Source organism: Robiginitalea sp., from assembly GCF_049588695.1.
In the GTDB taxonomy this organism is placed as follows: domain Bacteria; phylum Bacteroidota; class Bacteroidia; order Flavobacteriales; family Flavobacteriaceae; genus Robiginitalea.
Window position 1 is genome coordinate 1 of sequence record NZ_JBAVZJ010000050.1, and the last position, 5490, is coordinate 5490.

Consider the following 5490-nt stretch of genomic DNA (forward strand, 5'->3'; position numbering starts at 1 on the left):
GCTTAACCGGTAAGAAAGCTAGAATTAAAGAAGTACGGTCCTAATCAATTAGGAGCGATATAAAAAAAGACCGGAGCGAAAACTCCGGTCTTTTTTTTTTACATCTGCGCTTCATATTCAAAAAGCGTTTTTCGAATAATAGAAATACAGTCTTCCAACTGCTCATCCGTCATGACCAGGGGGGGCGCAAAACGAATAATGTTCCCATGGGTGGGCTTGGCGAGGAGTCCGTTCTCTTTCAGCGCCAAACAAATTTCCCAGGCGGTGGAACTGTCTTCCGTATCGTTTATGACAATTGCATTTAACAACCCTTTACCCCTGACGAGTTTTACCAGGTTCGTTTCCTGAAGGGTTTGGTCCATCTTTTCCCGGAATATTTTTCCAAGTTTGTCTGCCCTTTCCGCCAGTTTCTCTTCCCGTACGACCTCAAGGGCCGCAACAGCTACGGCACATGCCAGTGGGTTTCCGCCAAATGTGGAGCCGTGGTTGCCCGGCCGGATAACTTCCATAATCTCATCGTCTGCCAAAACTGCGGATACCGGAAAAACACCCCCGGAAAGGGCTTTTCCGAGGATCAAAATATCCGGTTTCACCTCGGGAACCCCTGAACAGTTCTTATCCTCGCAGCTACAGTCCCCACAACTGGCCAGCAATCTCCCGGTACGTGCAATTCCCGTCTGAACTTCATCGGCAATGAAAAGCACGTTGTGCTCTGCGCATATTTTTTTGGCTTCTTTTAAATACTCCGGGTCGGGCACATAGACACCTGCTTCACCCTGTATAGGCTCCACCAAAAACGCAGCGACTTCCGATGACATCACCTCTCGCAAAGCGTTTAGGTCATTATAACGGATAGCCGTAATGCCTGGGGTAAAAGGCCCGAAATTCTCCGTGGCGATCGGATCATTGGACGCGGATATAATAGAAATGGTACGCCCGTGGAAATTATTCTGGCAAACAATGATTTTCGCCTTGTTGGAAGGAATGCCCTTTTTTTCATAGCCCCATTTACGAGCCAATTTCATCGCAGTCTCTACAGCCTCCGCTCCGGTATTCATGGGCAAAACCTTGTCAAATCCAAAATATTCGCACATGTATTTCTCGTAAGGCCCGAGCTGATCGTTGTAAAATGCCCTGGAGGTCAGGGTGAGGGTTTCAGCCTGAGTTTTGAGGGCCTCAATAATTTTTGGGTGGCAATGCCCCTGGTTGACAGCAGAATACGCAGAAAGAAAATCATAATACTTGCGCCCCTCCACATCCCAAACATAAACACCATCACCGCGGCTGAGGACGACGGGAAGTGGGTGGTAATTTTGTGCGCCATACCTCGCCTCAAGAGCTATGGCCTCCGCTGAACTAAGTTTTTCAATAACAGACATCAATCGAAATTTTTAATTATTCAAATACAATTCCTGCTTGGGGAGAGAAATCATCCGCGAAGAGGCCTAAATGTACGATTATTTAAAGGGTACAGTCAAAAATTTCGGCAGAAATCCTCTGATTCTCGTCGGGTCGCAAGGAGTGGCCGACCTAATAATATTTAGCCTTCTCAATAAGACAAAACACGTACTTTTGCCTCATGAGAAAACGAAAAATCAAACCTCATTTTGAAAGCCTGAGGGTTATAGACGCTGGTTCAAAGGGTAAGGCAGTTGCAAAAGCCCCGGATGGGCGTGTTGTTTTTATAACAGGTGCCGTTCCAGGGGATTTGGTTTCCGTACAGACAACCCGAAAACGAAAGGGATATTTCGAAGGCTTTGTCACAGAATTGCACGAAGCGTCGTCAGATCGGGTTACCCCGAAATGTATTCATTTTGGCACTTGTGGAGGTTGCAAATGGCAGAACATGAGTTATGAGGCCCAACTGAAATTTAAGCAGAAGGAAGTCACGGAGAATCTCATTCGGATCGGGAAATTGGAATTGCCGGAAATCGATCCCATATTACCCGCTCCGGAGCCCTTCTACTATCGAAATAAAATGGAGTTTTCTTTTTCGAATAACCGGTGGCTTCAAAAGAGCGAATTGGAGGGGGATGACCCTGTGGGAAGCCGCAATGGCCTTGGTTTGCATATTCCAGGCATGTGGGATAAGGTTTTGGATCTTGCCGAATGCCATTTGATGGCCGACCCGGTAAATGAAATTAGGTTGAGTATCCGGGATTTCGCCGAGCACCACGGTATGTCTTTTTTCGATCCGAGAAAGCAGGAAGGCCTCCTGAGGACCTTGATGATACGCAGTACAGAAGCCGGGGACCTTATGATTGTCCTCCAGTGTTTCGAGGATGACCCTGAGGCACGGGAACTCCTTTTAAATCATCTTAAAGACTCATTTCCACAGATTTCCTCCCTGTATTATACGATCAATCAGAAGAAAAACGATACCCTTTATGATCAGGATCTGATCCTCTTTTACGGGAATCCGGGAATTGATGAAACCATGGAGGGCCTCAAATTTCATATTACGCCTAAGTCATTTTATCAAACCAATAGCCGGCAGGCCTATGTACTTTATAAAAAAGTAAGGGAATTCGCAGAATTACAGGGTTCTGAACTGGTCTACGACCTCTATACAGGTTTGGGCACTATTGCACAATTCATCGCCCCTAAGGCGGGCAGGGTCATTGGTATTGAAGCCATCCCTGAGGCGGTGCAGGCTGCCAAAGAGAATGCAGCTGCGAATAACATCCTCAATGTCTCCTTTTATTCAGGCGACATGAAAGACCTCTTTAGCCAGGAATTCCTAATGGAAAACGGGAATCCCGATGTGCTTATCACAGATCCCCCCCGGGATGGGATGCACAAAGATGTGATTCAGCGAATTTTGGAGTGCGCCCCCGCCCGCATTGTCTATGTCAGTTGTAACAGTGCCACCCAAGCCAGGGATCTCGCCCTGTTGAATGACATTTACCAAGTCGTTCGGGTCCAGCCTGTCGATATGTTTCCACAGACCCACCACGTTGAAAATATCGTACTTTTAAAGCGACGGAATAATCCGTAATTTACCCTCTTTATGCTTCGAACCGGATTTTCACTTTTTTTTCGGATAGGTAGTCTCACACTGGTATGCAGTCTGTGTGCTTTAGCCTTAAGCGGTTGTGAGAAAGACGACATTTGCGTGGACGGGGACACCCCCTTGTTGATTATTAAATTTTTTGATGATGAGAATCCCGACAACTCCAAAAATGTCGATCAACTGAGGGTTTTGGGATTAGGGCAAGAGGACGCCGTGGATACATTTGCAGACCGGACAACCCTGGATTCCATAGCCATCCCACTGCAGCCCGGAGAAACGCAAACCACCTTTATTTTTATTCTGGATTCCGAAGATGAAGAGGAATTGGAAATCGGGAATAGGGATACCATACGTTTCGATTACAACACCCGTGAAGTATTTATTTCCAGGGCCTGTGGTTTTGTAGCCCAGTACGAAGATCTGGAATCCGAATTGCAGGTGGGATCAGAAAACTGGATACGCAACATCGAAGTGAACAATGCTTTTGTACAAAACCCGGACACTACACATGTATCGATCTTTCATTAAGCCCTGGGCCTTGTTCACGCTGCTGTGCACTGCTCCACTATTCGGTCAGGAGAAAGTCCGGGATACCACAAAGAAATCCGAAATTTATGGATTGCGACTGGGTCTGGATTTGAGCCGGCCCCTGATTTCGGTATTTAAGGATGGATACCGGGGATTGGAAATTGCAGGGGATTACCGCCTAAGTCAACACTGGTATCTGGCCGCAGAACTCGGAAATGAATCCAACACCGTGGAAGAGGTTCTGGACAATGCTGAAGGGGTAAACCGGATTACGATCTATGAAATGAACCCCTCAGGGAGTTATATCAAACTCGGGGCGGATTTCAACACATACCAGAACTGGTATGGTATGAACAACAGCATTATCGTAGGAGCGCGTTACGCTTTTTCAACATTTAGCACGTCCCTGGATAAATACAGTATATACGACAGCAACAGATACTGGAACCCCGATACTTTTTTGACCGGTTCTGAACTTGTGGGAGAGTACTCCGGTTTGAGCGCCTCATGGCTGGAACTGCTCATTGGTGTAAAAACTGAACTTTTTGCCAATATCTACATGGGGGCAAGCGTACGGTTGGGCATTTTGGTCACGGATTCAGACTCGGGGACGTTTTCCAACGTTTGGATTCCGGGGTTCAACCGAAAAACGGACAATAGCAGGTTTGGGGTTGGGTTTAACTATACCATCAGCTATTTGATACCCATTTACAGAAAGGCCCGAAAAAAACCGGTTGAAGTCACAGAATAACCGGGTCTTACTTTGGATTGTATTTGGCCTTTTTACTTCCCGCATAGATTTCGAACAGGGCAAGCCGACACTCAATACTGCCATTAAAGAGTTTGATTTTCCGGGAAGGCCGCAGCCCGACGTACTTCAAGGCTTGGAGGTTTCCGGTAAACATCCAGGCCCGCGTGTTGGTATAATGTCGTTTTAAAGTATTCCCGAATTCTTTATAGAAAGTCTCCATATCTACAGAAAGCCGTTCCCCATAAGGCGGGTTGCAGATCAGGTGTAAAGGGCCCTCAGTTTTCTTTTCACTTTTGAAGAAATCCTTTTGTTCCAAAACAATGTACTCTGATAAATTGGCGTTATCGATGTTTTCTGTTGCCTTGCGTATGGCCGAAGGAGCTTTATCGTACCCCTGCATACTATAATGAAACTCCCGGATCCTGCCCAGGCTGGCCTCGTGGATGGTCTTAAAAAGATCCGGATCGTAATCCTTCCAGTTTTGAAATCCAAAATGATCCCGATTAATATTGGCAGGGATGTTACAGGCTATCATAGCTGCTTCAATCAGGAAAGTACCGCTGCCACACATCGGATCCAGGAAATCAGATTGGCCGCGCCACCCGCTTAACAGAAGGGAGCCTGCCGCCAATACTTCGTTGATCGGGGCAATATTGGTTTCCATACGATATCCTCGCCGGTGCAGGGAACCCCCTGAACTGTCCAGTGAAACGTGCACTGTATTTCCCTGTAAATGCAAATGGATTCTAAGATCCGGGTCGGATACAGAAACGGTGGGCCGTTCCCCTAACCGATCTCGGAATTGATCGACGATGGCATCCTTGGCCTTCTGGGAAACAAATAGGGAATTGGAAAAGTGTTCGCTATGTAACACGGTATCCACGACAAAGGTCATCGAGGGATCCAGGTAGGTATTCCAGCTGATGGCCTGTATTCGGGAATACAACTCTTCCTGCCGGCGAATCTGAAAAGTTTGTATCGGTTTCAGAATCCGAAGCGCCGTGCGCAGGCCCAGATTGGCTTTGTACATAAATCCCGTATCTCCCTCAAAGAATGCGCACCGCACCCCTTCCCGAACGTCTCTGGCCCCGAGTTTCCGGAGTTCTTCAGACAGGACAGCTTCCATGCCATAGAGCGTTTTGGCAATCATTTTAAAATTTTCTGCCATAGGTAGCGCATTTTGAACCCCAAAAATACA

5 protein-coding genes are annotated in these 5490 nt (G+C 47.0%); 3 read left to right on the plus strand and 2 right to left on the minus strand.

Annotated elements, in window-relative coordinates; translation table 11 throughout:
- Positions 1–98: 98 nt before the first annotated feature.
- Entirely contained in the window at positions 99–1379 is a 1281-nt protein-coding gene (gene rocD, locus WBV75_RS00970) for an ornithine--oxo-acid transaminase (RefSeq protein ID WP_424118795.1), read from the minus strand.
- Positions 1380–1579: 200 nt separating this feature from the next.
- Here rocD and rlmD point away from each other — a divergent pair, with 200 nt between their 5' ends.
- The 3 genes from rlmD to WBV75_RS00985 are packed head-to-tail and all read left to right on the plus strand — an operon-like array spanning position 1580 to position 4292.
- Complete coding sequence (gene rlmD / locus WBV75_RS00975) at positions 1580–2998, plus strand: 23S rRNA (uracil(1939)-C(5))-methyltransferase RlmD (RefSeq protein ID WP_424118796.1); 1419 nt, start codon at positions 1580–1582, stop codon at positions 2996–2998.
- 12 nt (positions 2999–3010) lie between these two features.
- On the plus strand, positions 3011–3541 hold the full coding sequence (locus WBV75_RS00980; RefSeq protein WP_424118797.1) for a DUF6452 family protein: 531 nt from the start codon (positions 3011–3013) through the stop codon (positions 3539–3541).
- Complete coding sequence (locus tag WBV75_RS00985; RefSeq protein WP_424118798.1) at positions 3522–4292, plus strand: DUF6048 family protein; 771 nt, start codon at positions 3522–3524, stop codon at positions 4290–4292. Before WBV75_RS00980 ends, WBV75_RS00985 begins: the two co-directional genes overlap by 20 nt.
- A gap of 7 nt (positions 4293–4299) precedes the next feature.
- Here WBV75_RS00985 and WBV75_RS00990 read toward each other — a convergent pair whose 3' ends face one another.
- Complete coding sequence (locus WBV75_RS00990) at positions 4300–5460, minus strand: THUMP domain-containing class I SAM-dependent RNA methyltransferase (protein ID WP_424118799.1); 1161 nt, start codon at positions 5458–5460, stop codon at positions 4300–4302.
- Between the last annotated feature and the right edge of the window lie 30 nt (positions 5461–5490).

What these genes read in the sequence shown, in the direction of transcription:
- rocD (WP_424118795.1), bottom strand. Translation starts at nt 1,379, where the DNA reads ATGTCTGTTATTGAAAAACTTAGTTCAGCGGAGGCCATAGCTCTTGAG.
- WBV75_RS00990 (WP_424118799.1), bottom strand. Translation starts at nt 5,460, where the DNA reads ATGGCAGAAAATTTTAAAATGATTGCCAAAACGCTCTATGGCATGGAA.
- WBV75_RS00980 (WP_424118797.1), top strand. Translation starts at nt 3,011, where the DNA reads ATGCTTCGAACCGGATTTTCACTTTTTTTTCGGATAGGTAGTCTCACA.
- WBV75_RS00985 (WP_424118798.1), top strand. Translation starts at nt 3,522, where the DNA reads ATGTATCGATCTTTCATTAAGCCCTGGGCCTTGTTCACGCTGCTGTGC.
- rlmD (WP_424118796.1), top strand. Translation starts at nt 1,580, where the DNA reads ATGAGAAAACGAAAAATCAAACCTCATTTTGAAAGCCTGAGGGTTATA.